The sequence below is a fragment of the Microcoleus sp. LEGE 07076 genome, from assembly GCF_015207455.1.
GTDB lineage: Bacteria > Cyanobacteriota > Cyanobacteriia > Cyanobacteriales > Microcoleaceae > Microcoleus.
In genome coordinates, this window is the sequence record NZ_JADEWV010000048.1 from 1 (window position 1) to 26,743 (window position 26,743).

24 protein-coding genes are annotated in these 26,743 nt (G+C 47.1%); 14 read left to right on the forward strand and 10 right to left on the reverse strand.

Annotated features, from left to right (window positions below):
- Positions 1 to 201 precede the first annotated feature (201 nt).
- Positions 202 to 978: a 3-methyl-2-oxobutanoate hydroxymethyltransferase gene (gene panB, locus IQ270_RS10680; protein WP_193973201.1), complete on the forward strand. Its 777-nt coding sequence runs from the start codon at positions 202 to 204 to the stop codon at positions 976 to 978.
- A gap of 65 nt (positions 979 to 1,043) precedes the next feature.
- Here the strand turns inward: panB and tatA are convergent, their stop codons facing one another.
- Complete coding sequence (tatA, locus tag IQ270_RS10685) at positions 1,044 to 1,334, reverse strand: twin-arginine translocase TatA/TatE family subunit (protein ID WP_339384424.1); 291 nt, start codon at positions 1,332 to 1,334, stop codon at positions 1,044 to 1,046.
- A 30-nt stretch (positions 1,335 to 1,364) separates the two neighbouring features.
- On the opposite strand from tatA, the gene IQ270_RS10690 reads away from it, so the two are divergent.
- From IQ270_RS10690 to IQ270_RS10710, 6 genes are all read left to right on the forward strand, one after another.
- On the forward strand, positions 1,365 to 2,102 hold the full coding sequence (locus tag IQ270_RS10690; RefSeq protein ID WP_193973202.1) for a phycocyanobilin:ferredoxin oxidoreductase: 738 nt from the start codon (positions 1,365 to 1,367) through the stop codon (positions 2,100 to 2,102).
- Between the two features lie 73 nt (positions 2,103 to 2,175).
- A complete protein-coding gene (locus IQ270_RS10695; RefSeq protein WP_193973203.1) occupies positions 2,176 to 3,816 on the forward strand; it encodes an HlyD family efflux transporter periplasmic adaptor subunit in 1,641 nt (546 codons plus the stop codon).
- A gap of 161 nt (positions 3,817 to 3,977) precedes the next feature.
- Positions 3,978 to 5,138: an ABC transporter permease DevC gene (gene devC / locus IQ270_RS10700; protein ID WP_193973229.1), complete on the forward strand. Its 1,161-nt coding sequence runs from the start codon at positions 3,978 to 3,980 to the stop codon at positions 5,136 to 5,138.
- A gap of 117 nt (positions 5,139 to 5,255) precedes the next feature.
- Positions 5,256 to 5,384 carry a hypothetical protein gene (locus tag IQ270_RS31880; protein ID WP_255532409.1) on the forward strand — a complete coding sequence of 43 codons (129 nt, stop codon included), beginning with the start codon at positions 5,256 to 5,258 and terminating at the stop codon, positions 5,382 to 5,384.
- Positions 5,381 to 6,199, forward strand: coding sequence for a Uma2 family endonuclease (locus IQ270_RS10705; RefSeq protein ID WP_193973204.1), 819 nt, complete (start codon positions 5,381 to 5,383; stop codon positions 6,197 to 6,199). The genes IQ270_RS31880 and IQ270_RS10705 overlap by 4 nt, the downstream gene beginning before the upstream one ends.
- A 170-nt stretch (positions 6,200 to 6,369) precedes the next feature.
- Entirely contained in the window at positions 6,370 to 7,092 is a 723-nt protein-coding gene (locus IQ270_RS10710) for a DevA family ABC transporter ATP-binding protein (RefSeq protein ID WP_193973205.1), read from the forward strand.
- A gap of 17 nt (positions 7,093 to 7,109) precedes the next feature.
- On the opposite strand, the gene IQ270_RS10715 is transcribed toward IQ270_RS10710, so the two are convergent.
- Positions 7,110 to 8,021 carry a hypothetical protein gene (locus IQ270_RS10715; protein ID WP_193973206.1) on the reverse strand — a complete coding sequence of 304 codons (912 nt, stop codon included), beginning with the start codon at positions 8,019 to 8,021 and terminating at the stop codon, positions 7,110 to 7,112.
- A gap of 539 nt (positions 8,022 to 8,560) precedes the next feature.
- Here IQ270_RS10715 and IQ270_RS10720 point away from each other — a divergent pair.
- Together IQ270_RS10720 and IQ270_RS10725 are read left to right on the forward strand one after the other, a co-directional pair.
- A complete protein-coding gene (locus tag IQ270_RS10720) occupies positions 8,561 to 10,564 on the forward strand; it encodes a DNA polymerase III subunit gamma/tau (protein WP_193973207.1) in 2,004 nt (667 codons plus the stop codon).
- Between the two features lie 235 nt (positions 10,565 to 10,799).
- The gene (locus IQ270_RS10725; RefSeq protein WP_193973208.1) at positions 10,800 to 11,162 is read left to right on the forward strand and encodes a DUF4087 domain-containing protein; all 363 of its coding nucleotides are present in this window, start codon (positions 10,800 to 10,802) and stop codon (positions 11,160 to 11,162) included.
- Positions 11,163 to 11,303: 141 nt separating this feature from the next.
- On the opposite strand, the gene IQ270_RS10730 is transcribed toward IQ270_RS10725, so the two are convergent.
- The 4 genes from IQ270_RS10730 to tig all read right to left on the reverse strand — a co-directional run bounded on the left by IQ270_RS10730 (position 11,304) and on the right by tig (position 16,254).
- Positions 11,304 to 11,726 carry an EamA family transporter gene (locus tag IQ270_RS10730; protein ID WP_193973209.1) on the reverse strand — a complete coding sequence of 141 codons (423 nt, stop codon included), beginning with the start codon at positions 11,724 to 11,726 and terminating at the stop codon, positions 11,304 to 11,306.
- Positions 11,727 to 12,298: 572 nt separating this feature from the next.
- A complete protein-coding gene (clpX, locus tag IQ270_RS10735) occupies positions 12,299 to 13,633 on the reverse strand; it encodes an ATP-dependent protease ATP-binding subunit ClpX (RefSeq protein WP_193973210.1) in 1,335 nt (444 codons plus the stop codon).
- 9 nt (positions 13,634 to 13,642) lie between these two features.
- A complete protein-coding gene (gene clpP / locus IQ270_RS10740) occupies positions 13,643 to 14,332 on the reverse strand; it encodes an ATP-dependent Clp endopeptidase proteolytic subunit ClpP (RefSeq protein ID WP_193973211.1) in 690 nt (229 codons plus the stop codon).
- A gap of 500 nt (positions 14,333 to 14,832) precedes the next feature.
- A complete protein-coding gene (gene tig / locus IQ270_RS10745; RefSeq protein WP_193973212.1) occupies positions 14,833 to 16,254 on the reverse strand; it encodes a trigger factor in 1,422 nt (473 codons plus the stop codon).
- A 548-nt stretch (positions 16,255 to 16,802) separates the two neighbouring features.
- Between tig and IQ270_RS10750 the strand changes: the two genes are divergently transcribed.
- The 3 genes from IQ270_RS10750 to IQ270_RS10760 all read left to right on the forward strand — a co-directional run bounded on the left by IQ270_RS10750 (position 16,803) and on the right by IQ270_RS10760 (position 21,075).
- Positions 16,803 to 17,846, forward strand: coding sequence for an aspartate-semialdehyde dehydrogenase (locus IQ270_RS10750; RefSeq protein ID WP_193973213.1), 1,044 nt, complete (start codon positions 16,803 to 16,805; stop codon positions 17,844 to 17,846).
- A 108-nt stretch (positions 17,847 to 17,954) separates the two neighbouring features.
- Positions 17,955 to 18,857, forward strand: a complete 903-nt coding sequence (gene dapA, locus IQ270_RS10755; RefSeq protein WP_193973214.1) for a 4-hydroxy-tetrahydrodipicolinate synthase — start codon at positions 17,955 to 17,957, stop codon at positions 18,855 to 18,857.
- Between the two features lie 349 nt (positions 18,858 to 19,206).
- Positions 19,207 to 21,075, forward strand: a complete 1,869-nt coding sequence (locus IQ270_RS10760; RefSeq protein ID WP_193973215.1) for a ribonuclease J — start codon at positions 19,207 to 19,209, stop codon at positions 21,073 to 21,075.
- A gap of 228 nt (positions 21,076 to 21,303) precedes the next feature.
- Here IQ270_RS10760 and IQ270_RS10765 read toward each other — a convergent pair whose 3' ends face one another.
- The 3 genes from IQ270_RS10765 to IQ270_RS10775 form a co-directional block, all read right to left on the reverse strand.
- Complete coding sequence (locus IQ270_RS10765) at positions 21,304 to 21,579, reverse strand: MoaD/ThiS family protein (protein WP_193973216.1); 276 nt, start codon at positions 21,577 to 21,579, stop codon at positions 21,304 to 21,306.
- 100 nt (positions 21,580 to 21,679) lie between these two features.
- Complete coding sequence (gene thrC / locus IQ270_RS10770; protein WP_193973217.1) at positions 21,680 to 22,978, reverse strand: threonine synthase; 1,299 nt, start codon at positions 22,976 to 22,978, stop codon at positions 21,680 to 21,682.
- A 367-nt stretch (positions 22,979 to 23,345) separates the two neighbouring features.
- Positions 23,346 to 23,606 (reverse strand): MoaD/ThiS family protein, encoded by a 261-nt coding sequence (locus tag IQ270_RS10775; RefSeq protein WP_193973230.1) that lies wholly within the window; start codon positions 23,604 to 23,606, stop codon positions 23,346 to 23,348.
- 129 nt (positions 23,607 to 23,735) lie between these two features.
- On the opposite strand from IQ270_RS10775, the gene IQ270_RS10780 reads away from it, so the two are divergent.
- Entirely contained in the window at positions 23,736 to 23,906 is a 171-nt protein-coding gene (locus IQ270_RS10780; RefSeq protein WP_193973218.1) for a hypothetical protein, read from the forward strand.
- A 197-nt stretch (positions 23,907 to 24,103) separates the two neighbouring features.
- On the forward strand, positions 24,104 to 24,391 hold the full coding sequence (locus IQ270_RS10785; protein WP_193973219.1) for a hypothetical protein: 288 nt from the start codon (positions 24,104 to 24,106) through the stop codon (positions 24,389 to 24,391).
- Positions 24,392 to 25,071: 680 nt separating this feature from the next.
- Here the strand turns inward: IQ270_RS10785 and IQ270_RS10790 are convergent.
- Positions 25,072 to 26,448: a cytochrome P450 gene (locus tag IQ270_RS10790; protein WP_193973220.1), complete on the reverse strand. Its 1,377-nt coding sequence runs from the start codon at positions 26,446 to 26,448 to the stop codon at positions 25,072 to 25,074.
- Positions 26,449 to 26,743 lie beyond the last annotated feature (295 nt).

Below are 26,743 nucleotides of genomic sequence, written 5' to 3' on the forward strand. Positions count from 1 at the left end.
CCGATCAATTGATGAAAAGGATTTTTGCAAGAGGTCTATTGATCTTATGCAATTTTGCGGTGCGCGAGTGTAAATAATTTCCCTCTCGACTTTTTAAGCTTTCCAGGCTGCTGGCTACAGATGCAAGAATAATTTCGATCTTACTGCTCTATTTGATATCATAAGTAATAGTCTGAAATAATTTTATATTTTTGCAATAAAATGGCAGTAACTACACACCAACTTATTCAGTGGAAACAGCAAGGACGTGCAATTGTCGCGCTGACAGCTTACGATTGTGCGATCGCCAAACTGCTCGACCAAGCAGGTACAGACATCATCCTAGTCGGCGATTCCCTGGCCATGACTGTCTTAGGCTACGAGACAACACTGCCCCTAACCCTCGATGAAATGCTGCACCACGCTAAAGCAGTGCGTCGCGGAGTCAAACAAGCATTAATTGTGGTCGATTTGCCGTTTTTGACTTACCAAGAAAGTCTGCAGCAAGCCATGCACTCAGCCGGGAGAGTTTTGAAAGAAACTGGCGCTCAAGCTGTCAAATTGGAAGGCGGATATCCAGCAATGGCGACTACCGTTTCGCAGCTAACATCCGCCGGAATTCCGGTGATGGGACACGTCGGTTTAACTCCGCAGTCGGTACACCAACTCGGCTACAAAAAACAAGGCAAAACAGTGGAATCTGCCGATCGCATCATAGCAGAGTCTATCGCACTTCAAGAAGCCGGTGTTTTTGCGATCGTCCTCGAACACATTCCCGCAGATTTAGCCGCTCAAATTACCCAAAAATTAACTATTCCCACCATTGGCATCGGGGCCGGGCCGCACTGCGACGGACAAGTTTTAGTTACTTCCGATTTGTTAGGACTTTCGGAAAAACAACCGCCTTTTGCCAAAGCTTATGTCAATTTGCGAGAAACAATTACTCAAGCTGTAACAGATTATTCCCTAGAAGTTAGAGAAGGCAAATTTCCCCAATAGGTTCTCCGTCAGGACTTCAGTTCTTAAAAATAATCAGGACTTGCATTCCTCACTACAAACCTAATTTACACTTTTGGCTGGTCTTCTTCTTCCTTCTCCTTCTCAACAGATTCATCATCTTCTATACCGACCCCTTCCTTAAAACTCCGCAGCGTTTTACCCAAAGCATTTCCCAACTCAGGAATTTTCTTAGGGCCAAAAATTAGAATAGCCACTACCGCAATAATGCCCATTTCGGGCAGTCCCAGACCAAACATACAGTCATCTCCTCTAAAACTTGCTCGATCGCAAGTCAATCTGCTGGTATCCTTAAAAGTATCTACCTTTTTTCCTGCATCCTGCAACCGTAGAATCAAGTTTTATTAAGCATCGCCCCATAAATAGGAATGTTAGAAATATCCCAGCCTTCTCTGCGCCACCAACAGCACTACCTCATCCGCGAATTAGCACAGCGGATGGAAGCAGTATGGCACCGCTATCTCGACCTCGAACCCTACCACCTCCCCGCTGAGTTGGGATACATAGAAGGGCGCTTGGAAGGAGAAAAACTGATCGTGGAAAACCGCTGCTATCAAACGCCGCAGTTCCGCAAAATACACCTCGAACTCGCGAAAGTCGGGCCGGTGCTGGATATTCTGCACTGCGTGATGTTTCCCAGACCTAATTACGCTTTGCCGATGTTCGGTACCGATATCGTAGCAGCCAAAGGCAAAATTAGCGCGGCGATCGCAGACCTTTCTCCCCTCAATCAGAGCCGCACTTTGTCGGAAGCCTACCAAACCCAACTGCAAAATTTGCCGCTCAACCAATTTTCTTGTCCCCGCCAAATTCCAGAATGGGGGGATATTTTCTCAGAATTTTGCCTGTTTGTGCGGCCCGATTCACCGGAAGAAGAAACCCGATTTTTAGACATAGTTGAATCCTACGTTGAAATTCACTGCCAGTTAGCAGTCGCTGCAGAACCAGTCTCTCCGGCCGAAGCATCGAAAATTCTCGACGCTCAAATTTACTACTGCACCCAGCAGCAGCAAAACGACAAAACCCGCCGCGTACTTGAAAAAGCTTTCGGTCAAGATTGGGCAGAAAATTACATGACTGAGGTACTTTTTGATTTCCCTAAATAGCTGAAATCTGTTTACAATACTTAATAGTAGGTGTGAAAAAACTTAATCAGGAAATCACCTACTTTATTAAGTCATGGGAAAGGAATCGCGGGTCAAGGATAAATCATTTTTAAAACCCCCAGGGGGACGAGTCATCGGTTTAGCGCTCGCTGCTACTGTCATAATCACAGGAGTCGGTTTTTGGCAAGTATCTCAAATTAGAAAAGCCGAAGAGTTAAAGGAGGCTGCAACGGCGGCTGCAACTCCAGCCTCTACCCGCAACAGTGTCACAGCTTTGGGTAGGTTGACTCCGCAGGGGGAAGTGATTAAATTGTCCGCCCCTTCGGCGTCGGAGGGAGCGAGAATTGAAGAGTTGCGGGTGGAAGAGGGCGATCGCGTCAGTCAAGGACAAATCATAGCAGTTCTCGATACGCGCGATCGACTGCAAGCCATCCTGTTACAAACCGACAAAGAAGTCAAAGTCAAACAAGCAGAATTAGCCAAAATTCTAGCCGGGGCAAAAACCGGGGAAATCGTCGCCCAAAAAGCCGAAGTTTCCAAGTCACAAGTTCAGCGTCAAAGAGAAACTGAAGGCGAATCAGCCAATGTCGCCCGCTTAGAAGCCGGGCTGCAAAGAGAAACCGAAGCCGAACAAGCAAACGTAGCTAAATTTGAAGCCGGGCTGCAAAGAGAAACCGAAGCCGAACAAGCAAACGTAGCTAAATTTGAAGCGCAACTACAAAGAGAAACTCAAGTGCAGCAAGCCAAACTGGCGAGGCTGGAAGCTCAACTGCGCGGCGAAATAGCCTCTCAAAATGCCACAGTCGATCGACTAAAAGCCGAATTAGCCAACGCCGAAGCCGAGGAACAACGCAACAAAGAACTCTCCGAAACAGGCGCAATTTCCGCTTCCACCTACGACACCAAACGCTTAGCAGTAGCTACAGCCCAACAGAAAGTTAAAGAAGCAGAAGCTATATTAGAAAAAACCGTCGCAACATTGCAACAGGAAATAGTTGAAACTAAAGCCACCATCAAACAAACAGTAGAAACAGGCAAACAAGAAATCAACCAATCCCGCGCCAATCTCCAACGCAAAATAGAAACCGGAAGGCAAGAAATTAACCAAGCTAGAGCCACTTTAAATCAAAAGATAGAAACAGGAAGACAGGAAATCAATCAAGCCGAAGCAATGCTGAAACAAAAATCAGAAACCGGCGAAGAACAAATCAATCAAGACAAAGCAACTTTAGACCAAATAGCAGAAGTCCGTTCCGAAGACGTACAAGCCGCCCAAGCCGCCGTCGAAAGTGCGATCGCCACCAAACAAAAAGCCCAAGTAGACTTAAACTTAAGCTACGTAAAAGCACCCGTATCCGGTTCCGTACTCAAAATTCACACCCGCCAAGGAGAACGCATCGACACTCAAAATGGCATCGTAGAACTCGGCCGTACCGATCAAATGTACGCCATAGCCGAAGTCTACGAAACAGACATTTCCAAAGTACGAAACGGCCAGCGCGCCACAATCACCAGCCCCGTTTTTGCAGGCACTTTGGCAGGAACTGTCGCTCGAATCGGCCAACAAATCGGCAAAAAAGATGTCCTGAATACTGACCCCGCCGCCGACACCGACGCCAGAGTTGTAGAAGTAAGAATTCGCCTCGACCCCGAATCGAGCAAGAAAGTTGCAACTCTCACAAACTTACAAGTAGAAGTTAAAATAGACATCTAAGATTGTTGACTGTTGACTGTTGACTGTTGACTGTTCGCTGTTGTCATTAGTGACCAATGCCCAATGCCCTGCGCGGGCCAATGCCCTGCGCGGGCCAATTCCCTGTTTGCCCAATTCCCTGTTTGCCCAATTCCCAATTCCCTCTTCCTCCTTCCTTCATTATGGCAAAAATACCGCTAGCTTGGGCACAGTTAACCCGCGAAAAAATGCGCTTAGTAATCGCGCTAGCCGGCATCGGATTTGCCGACTTGCTGATGTTTGTACAGTTCGGATTTAGAGATGCGCTGTTTGAAAGTTCCATCACCTTTCACTCGCAATTAAAAGGCGATATTTTTATCACCAGCACCCAGTCAACGGCTTTAATAGCCATGAAAAGTTTTCCCCAACGCCGTTTGTATCAAGCTTTGAGTTTTAATGGCGTTACCGGAATCAGCCCGGTATATCTAGGCTTTGGTTTGTGGAAAAACCCCGAACCAGGTAAAAACAATACCCGCCAACTGATGGTAATCGGTTTTGACCCCGCTCGTCCCATCTTTGAGCTGCCGGAAGTCAAAGATAATTTGGACAAAATCAAAATTTCCGATGTGGTTTTATTCGATCGAGCTTCGCGCCCGGAGTTTGGCCCAGTAGCGAAATATTTCAACCAGGGAAAGCCTGTGGAAACTGAAATAGATAACCGCCGCGTTACTGTAGAGGGGTTATTTACTTTAGGAGCATCTTTCGGTGCTGATGGCAATATTATTACCAGCGATTTGAACTTTCTGCGGATTTTTCACAGCAGACGAAGTAGAGGTTTAATTGATGTCGGAATTGTGCATTTGCAGCCGGGAGCTGATGTCAAAGCGGTGATTGCAAAAATGAGGGCAACTTTACCGCAAGACGTGACAATTGCTTCTAAAGAAGAATTTGTCGCTTTTGAGAGAAAATATTGGGAAGAAAGCACGGCGATCGGATTTATTTTCACTCTCGGCGCGTCTATGGGATTTATTGTCGGCATCGTGATTGTCTATCAAATTCTCTATACTGATGTTACTGACCATTTGCCAGAATACGCTACGCTGAAGGCGATGGGATACAAGGATATCTACTTTTTGAGTGTGGTTTTTCAAGAGGCTTTAATTTTGGCAATCCTTGGTTATTTGCCCGGACTGGGGATTTCTGTGGTGCTGTACAATTTAGCTAGAACTGCTACGAGTTTGCCGATGTACATGACTTTGGGGAAAGTTGTAACTGTGTTTGTAATGACAACGATCATGTGTTCAGTATCGGGGGCGATCGCAGTTAGGAAGTTGCAGGCGGCTGACCCGGCTGATATTTTTTAAATGGGAATTGGGAATTGGCCCGCGCAGGGAATTGGGAATTGGCCCGCGCAGGGAATTGGTCAAACAGGGAATTGGGAATTGGCCAAACAGGGAATTGGCCAAACAGGGAATTGGTAATTGGGAATTGGTAATTGGGAATTGGTAATTGGTAATTGGTCATTGGTAATTGATAGCTTTGCCGATCGAACGCTATGCTGTAGGAGAGCATCCGTCTCGATCGCACTCTCCCTCGGTTATGCGCTATGACCCAAAGCTTCAACCCCACAGCGTTGCCTCCCGCCTTTCCCCACCACACTCAACTCCCCGAATCTGATGGCACGTTTGTGAAAAACTTTCAACAACATCCCCAGAGTATCCTGCTCACTGATTCTCTCGAAACTACCCTGCAAAATCTACATCCTGACGGACAATATGCGATCGGGCAAGATTGTGGCATCTACTGGCGCGAAACCGACCCTCCAGAAAAGGGTGCCGAAGCCCCTGACTGGTTCTACGTTCCCAACGTCCCGCCGCGATTAGACGGGCAATACCGCCGTTCTTACGTGTTTTGGCGTGAATATATGGTGCCAACAATTGCGATCGAATTTGCTAGCGGCGATGGTTCTGAAGAACTCGACAGCACTCCCTTATCTGCTTTACCATCTGGCGGGAACCAGAAACCAGGCAAATTTTGGGTATACGAGCGGATTATCCGAATTCCCTACTACGCTATTTACAAAATCCAAACCAACGAATTAGAAGTCTACAATTGCGTGAATACTAGATATCACCGATTGGAACCGAACAATCGCGGACATTACCCGATCGACCTGATGGGAGTAGAGTTGGGTTTATGGTCGGGTAGCTATCAAAATCAGGCACAGCAGTGGTTGCGCTGGTGGGATAACCAGGGGAATTTGTTGCTGACGGGGAGCGAACAAGCCCGACTCGAACGCCTCCGTACCGAACAAGAAAGCCAGCGCGCCGAAGCCGAAAGCCAACGCGCCGATGCTGAACGAGAACAAAAAGAGCGATTGGCGGCTTATTTGCGATCGCAGGGAATCGATCCCGATCGCATTTGAGCCTTGGCTGTTGCCCTATATCGCATTAGTTCGAGCTTTTTCAGGACTTGCACACTCCGCCTTCATCACCTGGTTTTTACCAAAAGATACGTTATAGTCCCCAGATTCGCTGAAAAACCCGGTTTCTCACCACCCGCGCGTAAGTCCTGCTTTGAAATTTAGTCATTACCATGAACAATGTACCAGTTGTTGCAATTAAAAATCTCAACCATTCCTTCGGCGAAGGACAACTTCGCAAACATACATTATTTGACATCAACCTCGAAATTTATCCGGGGGAAATAGTGCTGATGACCGGGCCTTCCGGGTCAGGTAAAACAACATTGTTAACCTTGATTGGAGCATTGCGATCAATCCAAGAAGGCAGTCTCAAAATTCTCGACCAAGAGTTGCGGGGAACCCGAAAAAACAAATTAGTAGAAATTCGGCGCGACATCGGCTATATTTTCCAAGCTCATAACTTGCTCAAATGTTTAACAGCGCGGCAAAATGTACAAATGTCTCTGGAACTGCACAAGCATCTTTCTCGGCAAGAAACTAACGATAAAATAGAAGGAATTTTGGAAGCTGTAGGCTTGGGAGAAAGAATAGATTATTACCCGGACAGTCTGTCCGGCGGACAAAAACAAAGAGTTGCGATCGCCCGAGCATTAGTCAGTCAACCAAAATTAATCTTAGCCGACGAACCCACCGCAGCTCTAGACAGCAAATCGGGTAGAGATGTCGTCGAAATCATGCGAAGTTTAGCCAAAGAACAGCACAGCACCATTTTGCTCGTCACCCACGACAACCGCATTTTAGATGTAGCCGATCGCATTATTCACATGGAAGACGGCTACCTCGCACAAGACACCGCCACAAGCGCCACAACCGAGGTTCTTGCCAGCAAATAAACTTAATTAAAATCAACTTATTTGCGGGAGCTAGGGCGCTTTCCCCCTGTTTTTGTAGAACTTTTAGATCCACTTTTACTTGGACTTTTGCTCCCTACTTTTGTTCCTTTTGAACCCTTAGCAGAAGCAACATTGTTTTCCTTTTCGTTCGCAAGTCTGGCCGCCGCCGCTCTCGTAGTCCTAAAGGTAACATTCACCCCTTCATTTGACTGTTCCAGCACCAACATCGGCGTTGGTTTTGCTTTTTGATCCCACTCAATATGAACGATGCGACCTTGAATAGTCGGCTGCCAACTGTCGTGATCGTCTGAAGGACTCAGGTAAGTTTCCAAACAATCAATAATTTGATTTATTGTCGCCGACGTTGCCTGCGTCGGCAGTTTCATCAGCTTAATTTGAATCCGAAACAGCACTCGCTTTTCTATTTTTACTGCCGGATCGCCAGTTTCGTATTCGATATCAAACATCGAATCCACTTGTCTGCCGATCCCCGCAGTTCCGTTTTTATCTCCTACAGCACCCTGAGTCGGACGCAGGGCAATACTAATTTTGTCTTTGACTTTTACCTTAATTTGGTTCACAATGGCAAAGTGAAAAACCTCTTCCGCCATCCGCATTCTCAGGTAGTCTAAATTAAAGTCTCGCGAGTGGATGAGGTCGGGATTTTTTTCCATCTTTGTCATGGTTTCCAGAGCCATTTTGTATTTTTTCTGGAGTTCTCGATTTCTAAACTCCTCAAATTTGAGCTTCTTGCTCAAATCGTTTAGTTTTAACTTGGTAAACACCGCTAAACCGATAAGCAATAACAACAGTGCTCCCGATGCTCCCATCAAGATTTGATCGGAGGCTAAACTTCCAGGTTTAGCCTGTTTGGGCTTGGGAGAGGCTACTGCCAACCTTGGTTCTACAAGGATTATTTTGGTTGACATGGGCTTTTAAAGGGTAAGATTTGGCGCTATATTTATACGGGATTCCAGAGTAGAGCTGGCTGTGCAACTCGATCGACTAACATCGATCTGTTTCTATCACTATTTGCCTACAACTGGATTTCTACAACTCGAACAGGCACCCTCTAATTAATACTTGATCTTTAACTGCAAGCAGGTTCCCGGAATATCGGAAAATCTCGATCGGGCAATTGGAAAAAGAAATGGTGAATCGTCTGTGTTATATTATACCAATATAGGTCAAAAAAAGTTCGTTCGGCGGGTTCCGTTTCTAGGAAAAGAAAAGCAAACACACATAAATTAATACTAACTCTGGGAGCGATTGCCGAAAACAGTTCTGCAAAACAACCGATCGCCCGGACGATCCAATGTCGGAGGCTCCCAGAGTGCTAATTGCTACGCGCTAGCTCGCAGACGCTGCTTGGTAGAGTCAGTAGTTTGGTTTGAGATCCGGAGCTAGCGGTGCGATCGAACAACCTGTCCTTAGCTAAGATTACAGCTAATACCACAAATATTCGATCGTGACCTACGAACCCCTCCATCACAAATATCGCCCTCAGACATTTGCCGAATTAGTCGGCCAAGAGGCGATCGCCCAAACCCTCACCAGCGCCATCCTACAACAGCGCATAGCACCAGCATATCTATTCACAGGCCCCAGAGGAACAGGCAAAACCTCCAGCGCCAGAATTTTCGCCAAATCCCTCAACTGTATTTCTACTGGCGTCCCCACCCCAAATCCGTGCGGCAAATGCAACGTTTGTCAAGAAATTACCCGAGGTTCAACCCTAGATGTCATCGAAATCGACGCCGCCAGCAACACCGGAGTAGATAACATCCGGGATTTAATCGAACGAGCCCAATTTTCCCCCGTACAGTGCCGCTACAAAGTATATGTAATCGACGAAGTTCATATGCTCAGTACCCAGGCATTTAATGCCTTATTAAAAACCCTAGAAGAACCGCCGGATCGCGTCGTATTCGTCCTCGCTACAACAGACCCCCAAAGAGTCCTGCCAACCATCATCTCTCGCTGCCAAAAATTCGACTTCCGCCGGATTCCCCTCGACTCAATGACCGCCCACTTGCACAAAATTGCCAAATTAGAAAACATCAATATTGCCAGCGAAGCAGTACAAATGATAGCTCAAATCGCCCAAGGAGGACTGCGAGATGCCGAAAGCTTGCTCGACCAACTCAGCTTATTTTCCGGTCAAATCACAATCGAAAAAGTTTGGGATTTAGTCGGTGCCGTCCCCGAAAACGACTTGATGGAACTACTGCAAGCGATCGAAAAAGATGACGCAACAGCATTAATAGACATGACCCGCCACCTCCTAGACCGCGGCCGGGAACCGCTAATCGTCCTGCAAAGTCTCGCCAGTTTCTACCGAGATTTGCTGATCGCCTCATCAGCACCAAAACGCTCAGACTTAGTAGCTTTAACAGCCGCCACTTGGGCAAAACTTTGCGACTTTGCCCGCAACTGGAATGCCGAGTTAATTTTGGCAGGTCAGAAACACTTGCAAACCCACGAAGTACAAATTAAAAACAGCACTCAGCCGCGTTTGTGGCTGGAAGTAACCCTGTTGGGATTGTTGCCCTCAGCAATTAGAACTCAGCAGCAACCAGCACCCGAACCAGGTAGAAATATTGCTCAATCTCCCCCCCATGTTGCCACTCAAATAGCCAATATCGAACAGCCTCCCGCAGCCAAACCTCAAAATCAGACCCCAACTTCGCAACCTATTGCTAATCGCACAGAAAGCCCGCCTCCCGCACCGATTCCTGCACCTATACCAACTGCTGAAACAAATTATTCACCTACTAATTTAGCCAGCGAAATTGATTTAGATAAAGTGTGGGAACAGGTACTTAACCGCGTGCGCCCCCACGGCACTCAATCGCTGCTCCGGCAACACGGACAGCTAGTAATTTTCAGCAATGATACGGCTCAGGTTAAAATTAGTTCGCAGCCGCTGCTCAAGATGGTTAAAGACAAAGTAGCTAATATTGAAGAAGCTTTTGCACAAGTTTTTAACAGACAAGTAACAGTAAAATTGGGATTAACAAATCCTGCCGAAACTAATAGTTCCAGCCTCAAGGAATTGCCTGCTTCTAACGGGGGTGTTGCCGAAATTCCTAGAAATTATCATCCTGTGAGTGATGCGAATCAGCAGGTGCCGCACTCACAGAATTCTGAGATTTTTGATAATCTTTCTAGAGATGAGGGAGCAGAACAAAAACACCCGCCAGCGGCTAAAAATACTGCTATTAATGTCCCAGCAATTGATGACTTTACAGGTTCTCAGAATGAATTAAATGCTCGCACTGTAGCGGTACGGGCTGATGCTCTGTCTGTGGGGAATACGAGCAGGCAATGGGCTGACATGTTTGAGGGAGAAGTAGTCGATTTGTCGGATGATTTGGAGATTTGGGAGTCAGCGACTTTCGGTTTGGAAACTGAGGCTGAGCTTGCCGAGTTATCTTCGGAGTTTGAGCCGGATGATTTTATAGATTGGTAGTTAAAATTGTTGAGTAATAAGTAAGGAATGAGCATTAAATAACTTACACAAGGAAAGTGGGATGTCCCGCCCGCCCTTTTGGGACTGGCGGGCGGGACATCCCAGAATAATAATTAAAATTGTAAGTTATTTAATTCGCGATCCTAAGTATGCGGAAAAATTTAACTGAAGCTCAATATTTTGCAAATAATTTAGGATTGCTATAATTGAATTTATCCCGAATCAAACTCAAAACATGAAAATAAAGTTACTGATACCTGCTTTGCTTTCGTTTTCTATAGTGGCGGTTCCTGCTAGGGCGGGTGAAACTCGGTGTGGGTGGCTGTACAATCCAACGCCGGCGAATTGGTTTCTCACAGACAAGGCTGGAAGTTGGACGATATCTGTGCAAGGAGGATATCAAGCCAGAGGTATGGACTTTTTGCCCAATATTGACAGCCGGCAATTTGTTAAAACTAATGGCAATTACGGATATGGCTGCGCTTGTTTAAGCGTGACACCAAATCGCAAGCAGATGAGAATTACTGAGATTAAAAGCGGCAAAGCATTACCGCTATCGACTTGTCAGCGCGATCGCAATTTGCCTAAAAGACCTTAGCTGATGTCATCTCGGTACGATCAGTTGTATTTATTTGTGAGTGCGAATCTCCCACAATCCCTCAACTCGATCGTACTTCTATGCTAACTGATTAACCGGAAAGGAGCTGAGATGTTGCCGGACACGACATCATTAAAATATTTACAATGATGAAAGTATCACTGCAACTACCGCAAAAAAAAGAGCGAGTGTTTGAAATAATGTAATCGGTTCTTTCAGGAAAATAAATGATAGCAATACAGTCACAATCGGGTATAGAGAAGTAATGCTTACTGTACTGGCAACTGGGCCTTTGGCAATGGCTATAAAAAACACTAAGGATGCAACTGTTCCGCAAACACCCACCAATAGAGCAAATATAATTCCTCTCAAGTCTCCCTGCAAATTAAAATTGTTTGTTTTTACAATAATCAATAAAGTAGCTAAAATAGCACCGACTGCTTCGTAGACGAAAGCCGTATTGTAGTCAATGTATTGAGTAGCTAATTTGCTAAAAAATCCCCAAAAACCGTACAAGAGAGAACAGCATAATGCGTAAATCAACCAATCTGCTATTTTAAGCATTGCTGTTAGGGTTGGGTGAAAAATAATGACGAGTAGGGTGCGTCATTTGAGAATACTCTAATTTTGCTGGCGCTGATCTAAAGTATGACGCACCCTACAATTCCGGTGAAAAATAATGACGAGTAGGGTGCGTCATTTGAGAATACTCTAATTTTGCTGGCGCTGATCTAAAGTATGACGCACCCTACAATTCCGGTGAAAAATAATGACGAGTAGGGTGCGTCATTTGAGAATACTCTAATTTTGCTGGCGCTGATCTAAAGTATGACGCACCCTACAATTCCGGTGAAAAATAATGACGAGTAGGGTGCGTCATTTGAGAATACTCTAATTTTGCTGGCGCTGATCTAAAGTATGACGCACCCTACAATTCCGGTGAAAAATAATGACGAGTAGGGTGCGTCATTTGAGAATACTCTAATTTTGCTGGCGCTGATCTAAAGTATGACGCACCCTACAATTCCGGTGAAAAATAATGACGAGTAGGGTGCGTCATTTGAGAATACTCTAATTTTGGTGGCGCTGATCTAAAGTATGACGCACCCTACAATTCGATTGTGTAAGTTGTGCTGTTAAGCCGACTCGGGCTTCGGTAGCGAAGACGGAAGCATTAACAATTCGGCAGTCGATCGCTTCTCAACCATTTCAGACGTAATCGTACACCGCGTCACATCCTTGCGCGAGGGCAATTCGTACATCACGTCCAACATCAATTCTTCGACAATTCCTCTCAGCGCCCGCGCTCCAGTTTTGCGACGGTATGCTTCCTGGGCGATCGCCCGAATCGCATCCGGCTTAAAGTCCAACTGCACGCTATCCATCTTCAGCAGCTTTTGATACTGCTTAACCAAAGCATTGCGCGGCTCAGTCAAAATCGCCATCAACGTTTCCTCATCCAGCGGCTCTAACACTGCCGCCACCGGCACCCGCCCAATAAACTCAGGAATCATCCCAAACTTCACCAAATCATCCGGTTCCAGTTGCTTGAGCACGTCGGCTGCCCGTTTTTCCTTGGGTACAGCTTCTCCCGGCTGAATAAAACCCATTGACTTTTTACCCGTTCTCTGCTCGATCACTTTGTCCAAACCGACAAAAGCGCCGCCGCAAATAAACATAATATTGCTCGTATCAATTTGGATGCAGTCTTGATAGGGATGCTTGCGGCCGCCTTGGGGAGGTACATTGGCGATCGTCCCCTCCAGCATCTTCAGCAGCGCCTGCTGCACCCCTTCCCCCGACACATCCCGCGTAATCGAAGGATTTTCGCTCTTCCGGGCAATTTTGTCAATTTCATCAATATAAATAATTCCGCGCTGCGCCTCTTCCACATCCATATCTGCCACTTGCAGCAGCCGCAGCAAAATATTTTCCACATCTTCCCCGACATAGCCCGCTTCCGTCAGCGTCGTCGCGTCAGCCACCGCAAACGGCACCTCCAGCATATCCGCCAAAGTCTGAGCCAGCAGCGTTTTCCCGCAGCCCGTCGGCCCGATCAACAAAATATTCGATTTTTGCAGTTCTACTTCTTCCGGTGGGTGCTTGCCGCTATTTTTGGCATGGATAAAACTCAGTCGCTTGTAGTGGTTATAAACCGCCACCGACAGCACTTTTTTCGCCTCATTTTGACCGATCGCATTTTCGTCCAGGTACTTTTTAATTTCCCTCGGCTTGGGAATTTGGCTCATCGACATACTTTTGCCCGAGGTAGCGCGGCGCTTTTGGGCTGTTTCCGGCTTCGGAGCCGCCGGCACTGCACTCGAATCAAACAACTCCTCATCTAAAATTTCATTGCACAAGTCAACGCATTCGTCGCAGATATACACCCCCGGGCCTGCGATCAACTTGCGTACCTGCTCTTGAGACTTGCCACAAAACGAACATTTTAGATGGGAGTCGTACTTAGACATAACAGCCTCTTAATTCAGTGCAGTGACATTTTCTCCCGCCGCCGGAAGGTTTTCTTTTGCGATAACTCGATCGACCAATCCGTAATCTTTGGCTTCCTCGGCCGACATAAAAAAGTCGCGCTCAGTATCAGCCTCCAACTTATCGAGCGCTTGACCCGTGTGGTGCGCTAAAAGTTGATTCAGCTTACGCTTATGATAAAGGATTTCTTTGGCTTGAATCTCAATATCAACTGCTTGACCTTGAGCGCCTCCGAGCGGCTGGTGAATCATAATCCGGGAACTCGGAAGAGACATCCGCTTGCCGTGAGTTCCTGCTGTCAGCAGAAATGCGCCCATACTCGCGGCCAAGCCGTAACAAATCGTCACCACATCCGGGCGGATTTGTTGCATTGTGTCATAAATTGCCATACCGGCCGTCACCGAGCCGCCGGGGGAATTAATGTACATTTGGACATCTTTTTCTGGATCTTCAGCATCCAGATACAATAGCTGAGCTACCAGCGAGTCAGCCACTTCGTCGGTTACGGGAGTTCCTAAAAACACGATTCGCTCCCGCAGCAAGCGCGAGTAAATGTCAAATGCCCGCTCGCCCATTCCCGACTGTTCTAGTACCATCGGCACTACATTGCTGGGACTAGAGCTGACATCAAAATCGTTATAGCTCGTAATTAGGTAATTGGAAGATTGAGATACAACCATAAGACACCAGTCAAGGATACTAGACAATTTGTTGCTGATGAAAGCTTGAAATTAAGCCGCCAGCTTTTAACTATTATGCCTCTTCTGAACCGACATGGGGAGAATCAGGAGTTTTGAGTTTTCAAATTGCTTTCTTTGCTGGGTTCGGCGCTGACGCTACTGCCAGCGACCGCAGGGTGAATGAGTTAAAATACTTAGCGATCCATCGTCGCTGTTTCTAGTTTCTAGTCTTCTAGTTTCTAGCGCGCGCCCCAAGCTTGTATAAAACTTAGCTAGGACTTACGCAGAAACCGGGTTTCTCAACGAAAAATCTAGATTTTATCCGCCAAATCAGGGTCAGAAACCGGGTTTCTCGCCCCCGCGAACAGAAACCCGGTTTGTTGGCAAAATCTTGGTTGAGTGGCGAGAAACCTAAACAGAAACCGGGTTTCTTTGTAAGGATAAGGTGCTTGCTAAGCGCACTCTGCGCTTGTATTTTTTGGCAAGTGAACTAGAAGGTTTTACTCTTCGCCTACGACTTCCACATCGATGACGCTCGTGGCTGCTTCTTCGGAAATTTCAGAGTCTGCTTCTGTTTCTGTTTCTGTTTCTTCGGGAGTCAGAGAGCCTTCAGGTACGAGTTCGATTGTCCCTTTTTCTTCCAACCATTTCAGAGTTTTTTGTTTGAGCAAGTCTTCTGCGACAAATTCCTGCAACCTTTGGGGATCAAAATCTCCTTTGGGAAACTGCTTTCTGACTTTTGCTACTTCTGCTGCTACTTCTGCTGGTTCAACAGATAGAGATTCCAGCTTGGCCACTTCTGCCAGAGCTAGAGACTGCTTGAGGCGATCGACTGCTTCCGGGCGCGAGCGTTCCCGCATCGGAGCCATATTTTCTTCGGTAAAGAGTTGGTTGATATCTATGCCGTAGTTTTTCAATTGGAGGGCTTGTTGGTTCAGCAAGTAATCGATTTCGCGATCGACCATTGTTTCGGGAATTTCCACTTCTATTAGCTGCACGAGTGCTGCTGATATAGCTTTTTCCTTATTAGCTGATGTCTTGTTTTCTTGGTCTCCTTTAAACCGATTTTCTAGGGATTCGCGCAGTTCTGCCAATGTTTCAAACTCGCTAACTTCTTTGGCGAAATCGTCGTCCAACTCCGGCAATTCTTTTTCCTTCAGTTCTTTGAGAGTAATCGTAAACACTGCCGATTTTCCGGCTAATTCTTCGCTGCTGTACTCGTCGGGGAACTTCACGGAAACTTCTCTTGTTTCTCCCGGATTCATCCCGATCATGCCTTGGATAAAGCCTGGTACAAACTGATCTTCTGACAGTTCTACTTGAAAGTCTTGTGCATCGCCTCCGGGAATTTCAGCCGGAGTTTCGCCTTCGGGTGCTTCCGCAAATCTGCCGGCGAAATCAACCAAAGCTACGTCTCCCAACTGAGCCGGCCGGCCTTCTACGGGGATTAAAGTGGCTTTGTCCGATCGATATTTTGCCAGTACCTCATCCACCTGAGCCTCATCGTACTTAGCTTCTTCTGCTTGAAGCTGCAAGCCGGTGTACTGATTCATTTTCGCTTCAGGTTGTACATCAACCTTAGCTGAAAAAGTCAGAGGCTGTTCTGGATCGAACTTTTCTAGTAATTCTTCAAACTCGGTACGCAGTTCAAAACTGCCAATTGCCTGAATTTTTTCTTGTTCTAGAGCTTTTTGCAGCGAGTCGTTAATCAAATTTTCCAAAGCCGTCGCCTTCAAGCGAGTCTGCCCCAGGCGCTGTAGCAAAACTTGGCGGGGAACTTTGCCTTTGCGGAACCCAGGAATATTGATATCGCGAGCAAATTGTTTAATTACTTGCTCGTAGGCTTGTTTTGACTTTTCTGACGGAATTTCGATTTCCAAACCAATTTGGCTAGCTGGAAGTTTTTCCTGGGTTACTTTCATCGGCTTTTGTGATATTTAACAATAATCTCATAAAATACATACAAATCTGACTTTGCCTGCATTTTAAGTTTCTACCTTTTGACTTCTAGTGGCACAACTACAAACACCTCTACCGGATGAGACTGCAAGTCGTTTCCGGCTACTTTTTTGGATCTTGCCAAATAGTTTTGATTTGAGGATACTAGCTTTTGCTGCTAGGAATGTGAAGGTTAAGTCCACTAATCGCCGATGCAACATAGCACATATCGCCCTGCGATGTCAATGCGCGTTGGTGTCGCAGCCGGTCAAAGTCAATAGCTGCAGCACGTATCGGGGTTGGTGCTTTGTCGATCGCCAGACGATCCCATAGCTGCAAGCTTCGCTAAGGGCGAAAGATGCTAAACTCGGATTGAGTGCGATCGACGGCTGTGGTTCACTGCACCCTTGGCACAGGCTCGCACCCCTGATGTCGCACAACAAAATTAATAATTAAGTTTGATATTGATGATTGCGATTATTTAAATTTTTGATTTCGATCGTTTAAGCTCTAATTTGTGGAGGAAACTAATTTGTCTCAATCCTATCGAGTTGCCATTTTAGGAGCCACCGGCGCAGTCGGTGCCGAGTTGCTAGAACTCCTTTACAGCCGGAGTTTTCCGATTTCTGACTTGAAGCTGTTGGCTTCAGAGCGCTCAGCCGGCACAACTTTGCCTTTTGGCGGCGAGATGCTGCTGGTAGAAGCAGTTTCGGCGCGAGCTTTTGATAATGTAGACATAGTCCTCGCCTCGGCGGGCGGCTCTACTTCTCAACTGTGGGCCCCCAAAGCAGTGGCCGCTGGGGCAGTAGTAATCGACAATTCCAGCGCTTTCCGCATGGATGCGACGGTACCGCTAGTGGTTCCCGAAGTCAATCCCCAAGCGGTGGCATCTCACCGAGGGATAATTGCTAATCCCAACTGCACCACGATTTTGATGGCAGTTGCCGTTTGGCCGCTTCACAAAGTTAGGCCAGTGCAGCGCATCGTTGTAGCGACTTACCAGTCTGCCAGCGGCGCGGGGGCGAGGGCAATGGAGGAAATGAAAGCTCAAGCAAGAGCAATTTTGGCAGGGGAAACTCCCAAAACAGATATATTTCCCTACCCTTTAGCTTTTAATTTGTTTCCGCACAATACGCCGATTAACGATTTGGGGTATTGTGAGGAAGAAATGAAAATGGTAAACGAAACTCGGAAGATTTTTGGTACGGACGAGATTAAAATTACGGCAACTTGCGTGCGGGTTCCCGTACTGCGCGCCCATTCGGAGGCGATTAACCTAGAGTTTGCAGAGCCTTTTAGCCCGATCGAGGCTAGGGAAATCTTGAAGGGGGCGATCGGGGTTAAGCTGGTAGAAGACTGGCAAGCTAATTATTTCCCGATGCCAGCAGAAGCCAGCGGTAAAGATGAGGTGTTAGTCGGCAGGATTCGCCAAGATATTTCTCACCCCTGCGGGTTGGAGATGTGGCTGTCTGGGGATCAAATCCGCAAAGGGGCGGCTTTAAATGCGGTGCAGATAGCTGAGTTGCTGGCCCAAAAAGATTTGTTGCCAACCCAAGTGGCGGCGGCTTCTAACTAGGGGGAACCCTAGCAAGCATGGAAATTGAAATTGGGGATTTTAGATAAACCTTTCATCTGAAATCAAAAATTTAAAATCAAAAATCAAAAGTCTAAAATCGGAGAAAGTGTGGTAAAGTTTGGACGGGTTCTGACTGCAATGATTACGCCGTTTAAGGAAGACGGCAGCGTTAACTATGCGGTAGCAGAACAATTGGCAGTTCATTTAGCCGATCGCGGTACTGATGGCTTGGTAGTGTGCGGAACTACTGGCGAGTCTCCCACTATGAGCTGGGATGAAGAATACGAATTATTTCAGGTGGTGCAAAAGGCAGTCTCCGGTAAAGCTTTGGTAATAGCAGGAGCCGGCTCGAATTCTACTTCAGAAGCAGTCTCCGCTACGCAAAAAGCAGCTAAACTAGGATTGGACGGGTGCTTGCAGGTGGTTCCTTATTACAACAAGCCGCCACAAGAAGGTTTGTACAATCATTTTCGGACGATCGCGCAATCTGCACCAGAATTGCCTATAATGTTATATAACATCCCCGGTCGTACAGGCCAAAATATGTTGCCGGAAACAGTAGCTCGACTGGCCCAAATCCCCAACATTGTGGCCGTAAAAGAAGCAAGTGGCAACTTGGATCAAGCCAGCCAAATCCGACGCTTGACACCCCCTGAATTTGCCATCTATGCTGGAGATGATTCCCTAACTTTGCCAATGTTGGCGGTAGGAGGATCTGGTGTAGTTAGCGTAGCCAGCCATCTGGTAGGAGAGCAACTGCAACAGATGATCGCAGCTTTCGAGGCCGGTCAAGTTCAAGTCGCTACCCAGATTCACTTGCAACTTTTTGACCTGTTTAAAGCTCTTTTTCTCACCACAAATCCCATTCCCGTCAAGGCAGCTCTCAAACTTCAAGGCTGGGATGTAGGTTCCACCCGTCCGCCGCTGTGCGATCCGCCCGTTGAGATCACTCAAAAGTTAAAGGACGTACTGAATCAGCTAGCCCTGGTATCAGCTAGCCCGACTACATAGGCGAGAACGAGTTTTCAGACAACTGAATATTGGTTGTTATTAGTCATTAGTCATCAGTCACTGGTTATGAGCTATGAGTTATTAGCTGATAATTAAGAATTGCTGATTGAGGATTGGAGACAACTGACTGTACGGGAGAGTAAAACCCCGTCGGGGAGTTTTCCACAAAAATCTGGAAAAAAATCGCCCCCATCCACGAACAACAGATAGTAAACACCTCCCAAAAAGCTTGTATAGAACAGGCAGGATGCCGGTTCCACAGGGATTATTGGAGAGGTCTAGACAGTAGCGACAGACAACAGTCAACAGACAACAGTCAAATAACAAAAATAACTAACAAAGGATACGCATGATCAAGAATACAACTGCATCGGCTCTAAAAGTTATTCCCCTCGGCGGGCTCCACGAAATCGGCAAAAACACTTGTGTGTTCGAGTACGGCGACGAAATAATTCTTTTAGATGCAGGTTTAGCCTTCCCGACAGATGGAATGCACGGCGTAAATATTGTCCTCCCAGACATGACTTACCTGCGGGAAAACAGCCACAAAATTAAAGGTATGATCGTGACTCACGGTCACGAAGACCACATTGGGGGCATCCCTTATCACCTCAAACAATTTGAAATTCCAGTCATCTACGGCCCGCGTTTGGCGATGGCTTTGCTAGCCGGAAAATTGGAAGAAGCAGGAGTATCCCACCGCACCGAATTGAGGACAGTTAGACCCCGCGACACGGTAAGAATTGGCAAGAATTTCTTAGTCGAATACATTCGCAACACTCACTCGATGGCAGACAGTTTCACGGTGGCAATTCACACTCCTGTGGGAATTTTGATCCACACCGGAGACTTTAAAATTGACCATACTCCTGTAGACGGCGAGCATTTTGATTTGCAAAAGCTGGCGGAGTACGGCGAGAGAGGCGTGCTGTGCTTGATCAGCGATTCTACTAATTCGGAAGTTCCTGGTTTTACAGCTTCAGAACGTTCTGTTGCTCCGAATTTAGACAGAATTATCGCTCAAGCAACGGGACGGATAATGATCACGACTTTTGCTTCGTCGGTACACCGATTGCAAATTATTTTGGAATTGGCTAAGAAAAACAATCGGTACGTCGGAGTGGTGGGTCGATCGATGTTGAACGTCATCGCTCACTGCCGCAATCTCGGCTACATCAAATGCGAAGATAGTATTTTCAAACCGCTCAAAGAAATACGAAATTTGCCAGAAGACAAAATTTTGATTTTGACGACGGGTTCCCAAGGCGAACCGATGGCGGCAATGACTCGCATTGCTAACGGCGAACATCACGAACTGAAAATCAGAAAAGGCGATACAGTCATTTTCTCGGCTAATCCGATTCCGGGAAATACGATCTCCGTGGTAAACACGATCGACAAACTGATGATGCTGGGCGCAAACGTAGTTTACGGGCGCGACAAAGGAATTCACGTTTCGGGCCACGGCTGTCAGGAAGACCAAAAGTTAATGATCAACATGACTCGTCCCAAGTTCTTCTTGCCGGTACACGGGGAACACCGGATGTTGGTTCAGCACTCCAAAACGGCTCAAAGCATGGGCATTCCCGCGAGCAACATGGTGATTATTGACAACGGCGATGTCGTAGAATTAACGGAAAATTCGATCGAAGTTAGCGGTAAAGTACCTTCAGGAATTGAATTAGTAGATGCTTCTCGATCGGGCGTTGTCAAGGCGAATATCCTGAAAGAACGCCAGCAGTTAGCTGGAGACGGTGCCGTGACAGTAGCTGCGGCTTTGAATTGGGAAGGCAAATTAGTTGCAAAGCCGGAAGTCCACTTAAAAGGTGTAGTCACATCAGCCGATCGCGCGCAGGTGATCGGATTAATCAATCAAACCATTGAAACAGTTTTGAGCGATCGTTGGACAGAATTTGTCAAACCCCCCACTGATGACTCGCAAATCGAAGTTGACTGGGTAGGAGTTCAAACCCAAATCGAAAAAGCAATTGGGCGAGTCCTGCGCCGGGAACTGCAAAGCAATCCGATGCTGGTATTCCTGATGCAAATTCCAGAAGAAGCAGTGCGATCGGAAACCGTGCAAACACCTCAACTGTCGATCGAAGCACCTAAGCTAGTATCATCAGCGCCATCCGCGCCAGTACCAGCCCCTGTGAATAAAGTAACAGGTCGTCGCCGTCCTCGGACTGCTGCAAAAGTAGCTTCCGTCGTCTCGTAGTACGATCGTGATTGGCAACCGCAGATGAACGCAAATGAACGCAGATAGATTTAATTTAATAATTATCTGCCTTCATCTGTGTTGATCTGCCTCAATCTGCGGTTAAAAAACCGTATTGAATTAAAACTTTGATTTCAACCGCAGACGAACGCAAATGAACGCAGATAGATTTGATAACTATCTGCGTTCATCTGTGTTGATCAGCCTCAATCTGCGGTTGAAAATTAATCAGCCGCCAGCAACTGCTGGAACAATGCTCACTTCATCGCCATCTTGGAGGGAAGTTTCTGTGCCTTCCAAAAAGCGGATATCTTCGCTGTTGACGTAGAAGTTCAGAAACCTGCGGGGTTCTCCCTTTTCGTCGCACAAGCTTTTTTTGATGCCGGGGCAATTTGTTTCTAGCGATTCAATCAGTTCGGAAATGTTGCCGCCGCCGCATTCGATAGTGGCTTGATTGTTAGTGAATTTTTGCAGGGGAGTGGGTATTAAAACTTTAACAGTCATTTTTTTAGTCCTTAGTCAGTAGTCAGTAGTCAGTAGTCCTTAGTCAACAGTCAACAGTCAACAGTCAACAGCTTGATAACTAATGACTAATGACTAATAATTAAACCGAAACTTGCTGCCATTCTAAGCGTTCGAGTGTCCGGGCGCGTTCGAGGGCACGCTCGAAGGCTTCGATTTTTGGTTCGAGGGTGATGGGTTCGCCGATGTAACCTTGGACAGCTTCTTGGGTTTTCAAGCCGTTGCCGGTGATGTAGGCGACGGTGGTTTCGTCGGGGTTGATTTTACCTGCTTCTACAAGTTTTTTCAAGACTGCGATCGTTGTGCCGCCTGCGGTTTCGGTGAAGATGCCTTCGGTTTCGGCTAGCAGTTTCATGCCTTCGATGATTTCGGTGTCGCTGACGGATTCGATATTGCCGTTGGTTTTGCGGGCGATTTCCAAGGCGTACATACCGTCGGCTGGATTGCCGATCGCGATCGACTTAGCAATGGTATTCGGTTTCACCGGTGTCACAAAATCGCGACCTTCGCGGTATGCTTGGGCGATCGGCGAACAGCCGTCGGCTTGCGCGCCGCTGAACCGCACTTTTTTGTCGTCCACTAAACCGACTTCGATAAATTCTTGAAAACCTTTGTAGATTTTTGTGAATAAGGAACCGGAGGCGAGGGGGGCGACGATGTGGTCTGGCAATTGCCAGCCTAGCTGTTCGGCAACTTCGTAACCGAGAGTTTTCGAGCCTTCGGAATAGTAGGGGCGCAAGTTGATATTGACAAATCCCCAGCCGTGTGTATTGGCTACTTCGCAGCAGAGGCGGTTAACTTGGTCGTAATTGCCGTGAACTGCCATGACAGTAGGATTGTAAATCAGAGTGCCGAGGACTTTGCCTGCTTCTAAGTCGGAGGGAATGAAGACTACGCAGTCGAGGCCGGCGTGGGCGGCGATCGCAGCGGTGGAGTTGGCTAAGTTGCCGGTGCTGGCACAGGATACCGTTGTGAAACCCAATTCTCTAGCTCTGCTGAGGGCGACTGACACCACTCTATCTTTGAAGCTGAGAGTGGGCATATTGACGGCATCGTTTTTAATATAAAGATTTTTTAGACCCAGGCGGCGCGCCAAGCGGTGGGATTTTACTAAAGGAGTCATCCCCGTACCGACATCAATGACGTTATCTGTAGCGACTGGTAAAAATGCGCGGTAGCGCCAGATCGAGTTGGGGCCGGCTTGGATGGTTTGGCGGGTAACGGTGCGCCGGATCGCATCGTAGTCGTACTTGACTTCTAGCGGGCCAAAACAGCAATCGCAGACGTGCTTGGCTTGGAGTTCGTACTCTTCGCCGCATTCTTTACATTTAAGGGCTGTGAAGGTTGCTGCTGTGGATTGGGTTCTGGTCGCTTGGGTCATAGCTCAACTCTCTAGTTTTGCGATGTTTTCTAATTCTTAGGACAGATTAGCACGGTGGATCTACCCCGTCAACCATACCCGACTTTTTTGGTCGGGATTGATTTAGCTGTAAATATGCACTTTATTTAACTTGCATCTTTGGGCGGGCGGGACGCCCACCCCACAAGAATTAGACTCGTTTTCTGGCTCTAACTGGGAATGCAAATCCTCATCCCCGCGTGCGGGCCCGATCGAAGTCAAGGATGATTTGCCAACGGAATTGTTACAAAACTTAACAGTCAACAGTCAACAGTCAACAGTCAGTAGGGGCGGTGCCTGTGAGTGCGGGCCCTTCTTAACAGTCAACAGTCAACAGTCAACGGCCCTGCTACCCGCCGCTGACGGGGGGGATGAGTACAACTTCGTCGCCGTCTTGGAGGATGGTGTCGGGAGAGACGAATTCTAGGTTGAGGCCGAAGCGGGTACGATCGCGCCACTGTTCTAATTGAGGATACTGGGCGATCGATCTTTCGAGAACTTGAGACACTGGAGTTTCCCGAGGAAGTTCTACAGTAATTTCAGAAACTCCGTAGGCTTCACCGAAGGCGGCGAACAGTTTAACGGTGACGTTAATCGAAGAGTTAGACACGGCTGTGGTAGTGCGATCGACAGTTTGGCAGTTATCAACTAAACCATACAATTAATTGGGAATTAAGCACGCCACGCCTTAGAATTAAAAGCGGCAATCTCTAGTTACGTTTTAGCCCATCCGGCAAATATGACTGTTGATTGCAGCAGAAAGTTTGAAGAGTATTGTATGCCGATCGCTATTACCAACCAGACATTAGAAGCCGTTGGCATCCACTTAAATGCACTTAACTGCGGTCTAGCCGGCTGCGGTTTTGGCTGCTGCAAAACTATGTTTCGAGGACACAGTATAAATAATTGACCGTAATTGTAGGAGAGTACAAAACATCGCACTAAATTTAGCGGTCAACAACGCAGACCCTGCCCTGCTAAACCGCTGGTTGGCGACTAAAATTCTGGTTGTCAAGTCCAGCTTATAATTCCCAAAGCTTTGCCCTATTTAGCAAGCATGACGTTCTATCTAAGAATAATAGTCAAGTTAACGCGATCGAGATATTTATGGCAAGTAACGATTTTAAAGTGCTGCAAATTATTGAAGCTAAAGGCTGGTATGCCTTTGGGAGTACAAAGCAAAGCCAGCACGTAGAGAGGTGGGTCAGACCTGTCGTGTGTTGGGTTTTAATAGAAGATAAAAAAAAGCGGCGGATTGTGACTGCTACCGCTAGCTATCAGATCCAGATTGACGACAAAGAAGTCGAATTCTTTGCTCACGAAAGCGAAATTCAAGATATCGAGAGTCTGCCGAAGTCAGTCTCGGTATCAGAATTTCTGAAAACTGAAGATTGAGATTGGAAGAGAAGGAGATTATTTAATAATTTATTAATTATTCCTTAGTAATTCCTTAAACTTGCTGTCCGATTCTATTTCAATTGGAGACAAAACCTCTAGATTAGGGTGTTCTGGAGGCACTCCAATCAAAGAAACCGGGTTTTTTTCTTATTTGCGGGCGGCCGCCAAGTGTTTTCCCAAAAAACCCGGTTTGCGATCGCCCATCCGTGCCTAACTATTTATTTCAAGCACGAATAAATCGATGCTTTTGCGTTGCTGCATCAGAAAGCCCAATGCCTCAAGTAGCCAAAAAAAATAGACCTCTTGCCTCAGTCCTTTTAATCAAATTGTGGGACGATGCTCAGAGCAACGTCCCACAAGAAAAAAAGATTTTTGTGCGATGGCACGCGAGCATCGTCCTAACTATTTTTGCAATTACGTCAAATAAAGAGGCCGGAAGATTGCTGGCAATGCCAACACGCTTCCGACCTTGCTGAATAACAGGGTATGCATATGTTTCTAAAGTATGGCAGGCAAGCTTTCGAGATATCAAGAGGGCTATTGCAATCACCCACTTTTGCTTTTAAGGTATGTTTGCAAGGCTCATACCATTTTAGACTTAAAATTTGAAAGTTGAGAGCTGGCGATGGTTACAGCTTAAGGATTCTAGCGGTTTTTATGTAGCGGTTGCTACAACTTTAAATCCCGCTCACAACAGGTTCAGGCTTCTGCTGTGGCATCCGCCGCCCCAGTAGAGCCATCCGCACTCCGCCGGCCGGCCCTAAAGTCACCCCTCGGCGTTTTGCCTCTACCGGCTTTTTCTCGGCCAATACCAAGTCGAAATCGCGCAAAATGGTTGCCAGCACCAGTTTCATCTCCAACTGCGCCAGCGCCAAGCCGATACAGCGGCGGCTGCCGCCTCCAAAGGGCAAATACTCGTAAGGCGAGAATTGCCTCTCCAAAAACCGTTCCGGCTTAAATTGCAGCGGTTCTGGATACAAATCCTCGCGCCTGTGGGTTAAATAAATCGAGCCGAAAACCACCGTACCCGGTTCGAGTTGATGTCCCATCAGTTCCAGGGGCTGGCGCACTACTCGCGGAAATGTCAGCATTCCCACCGGGTAAATTCTGAGTGTCTCTTGACAAACTGCACTCAGGTACGGCAACCGGGAAATCTCCATCGGGTCGGGATTTTCGCCTAAACTGTCTAATTCTTGCAGCAGTTTCTGGCGCACCGCAGGCAAACTGTGAGTCCAGTAAAATGCCCAAGCTAAGGCAGTTGCTGTGGTTTCGTGGCCTGCAAACAGCAGCGTCATCAACTCGTCGCGCAATTCTTCATTCGTCATCGGTTCGCCGTTTTCGTCGCGCGCGGCCATCATTAAGCTGAGAATGTCGGCGCGGTTGCTGTCTGGTTGCAGTCTGCGTTCGGCAATTTCGGCGTCCATCAGTTCCTGAATTTTGCGCTGCTGCTGTTTCATTCGTCCCCAAGGACTCCAAGCGCCCCAATCTTGCTGCATCCAGGGCAGAAATAGCATACTCGATCGCAGCGGAGAGCCGGTGGTATCGATAATTGAAGCCAGCAGCGGAGACAGTTGCTGCAACCGCGGCCCTTCATCTAGTCCGAAGACTACTTGCAAAATTACCCGCATGGTGATTTCTTGCATGGCGGTGCGGGCGACAAAAGGTCGATCGACCGTCCATTTGGTGGCAACATCTCGAGTAATATCGCAAATTTGTTGAGCGTAGTTACGCATCCGTTCGCCGTGAAAGGGCGGCATCAATAATTGGCGCTGGCGTTTGTGCTTTTCTCCGGAGATTACAATCATCGATTGTTCTCCCAGCAAAGGTTTGAGAATACCGTTGATATCGCCTGGAGCCTCAAGGGCTTTGCTGTTGAGCATTTCCTGGATCGCTTGCGGGTTGTGGATCATCACGAAGGGTTCAAGGTTTCCCCACCGAGTCGTGAAAATCTCGCCGTACTTTTTGGCGCTGACATCCATGTATCTAAGCGGATCGCCAATCCATTGAATTAGCTGCACGAAGCGGGGGTTTTTGGGGCCGTCAGGTAGTGTCATGTCAATTGCGGTGTGTTGTGTTGCAGGAGTTAGGCAGAATCAAAGGATCTCGAAGGGTTGGAAGGTTTATGCAATCTCTCCGAACCCTTTTTAAAGAAGATGGAATTGGGTAATACCAGCTACGAAAAACAATGAACTGTAGGAGAGATACAAAAGAAGCATCTGTGTTTTGTATTTGTAGTGCGAGCGTCTCGCTCGCTTGGTGATATATTCGCAAGCCAGGACGCTCGCACAGCGTTAAAATAATACTTTTTGCATTCCTTGAGATGTTCTCGATCCAAACTCCTACAGAACA

Excerpts from the sequence above, each read along its gene's own strand:
- IQ270_RS10695 (WP_193973203.1), top strand. The coding sequence starts at position 2,176 with ATGGGAAAGGAATCGCGGGTCAAGGATAAATCATTTTTAAAACCCCCA.
- IQ270_RS10715 (WP_193973206.1), bottom strand. The coding sequence starts at position 8,021 with ATGTCAACCAAAATAATCCTTGTAGAACCAAGGTTGGCAGTAGCCTCT.
- IQ270_RS10785 (WP_193973219.1), top strand. The coding sequence starts at position 24,104 with ATGGCAAGTAACGATTTTAAAGTGCTGCAAATTATTGAAGCTAAAGGC.
- IQ270_RS10725 (WP_193973208.1), top strand. The coding sequence starts at position 10,800 with ATGAAAATAAAGTTACTGATACCTGCTTTGCTTTCGTTTTCTATAGTG.
- devC (WP_193973229.1), top strand. The coding sequence starts at position 3,978 with ATGGCAAAAATACCGCTAGCTTGGGCACAGTTAACCCGCGAAAAAATG.
- panB (WP_193973201.1), top strand. The coding sequence starts at position 202 with ATGGCAGTAACTACACACCAACTTATTCAGTGGAAACAGCAAGGACGT.
- IQ270_RS10705 (WP_193973204.1), top strand. The coding sequence starts at position 5,381 with ATGACCCAAAGCTTCAACCCCACAGCGTTGCCTCCCGCCTTTCCCCAC.
- IQ270_RS10765 (WP_193973216.1), bottom strand. The coding sequence starts at position 21,579 with ATGACTGTTAAAGTTTTAATACCCACTCCCCTGCAAAAATTCACTAAC.
- IQ270_RS10780 (WP_193973218.1), top strand. The coding sequence starts at position 23,736 with ATGACTGTTGATTGCAGCAGAAAGTTTGAAGAGTATTGTATGCCGATC.
- IQ270_RS10690 (WP_193973202.1), top strand. The coding sequence starts at position 1,365 with ATGTTAGAAATATCCCAGCCTTCTCTGCGCCACCAACAGCACTACCTC.
- tig (WP_193973212.1), bottom strand. The coding sequence starts at position 16,254 with ATGAAAGTAACCCAGGAAAAACTTCCAGCTAGCCAAATTGGTTTGGAA.
- IQ270_RS10790 (WP_193973220.1), bottom strand. The coding sequence starts at position 26,448 with ATGACACTACCTGACGGCCCCAAAAACCCCCGCTTCGTGCAGCTAATT.
- thrC (WP_193973217.1), bottom strand. The coding sequence starts at position 22,978 with ATGACCCAAGCGACCAGAACCCAATCCACAGCAGCAACCTTCACAGCC.
- IQ270_RS10730 (WP_193973209.1), bottom strand. The coding sequence starts at position 11,726 with ATGCTTAAAATAGCAGATTGGTTGATTTACGCATTATGCTGTTCTCTC.
- clpX (WP_193973210.1), bottom strand. The coding sequence starts at position 13,633 with ATGTCTAAGTACGACTCCCATCTAAAATGTTCGTTTTGTGGCAAGTCT.
- IQ270_RS10710 (WP_193973205.1), top strand. The coding sequence starts at position 6,370 with ATGAACAATGTACCAGTTGTTGCAATTAAAAATCTCAACCATTCCTTC.
- clpP (WP_193973211.1), bottom strand. The coding sequence starts at position 14,332 with ATGGTTGTATCTCAATCTTCCAATTACCTAATTACGAGCTATAACGAT.
- IQ270_RS10760 (WP_193973215.1), top strand. The coding sequence starts at position 19,207 with ATGATCAAGAATACAACTGCATCGGCTCTAAAAGTTATTCCCCTCGGC.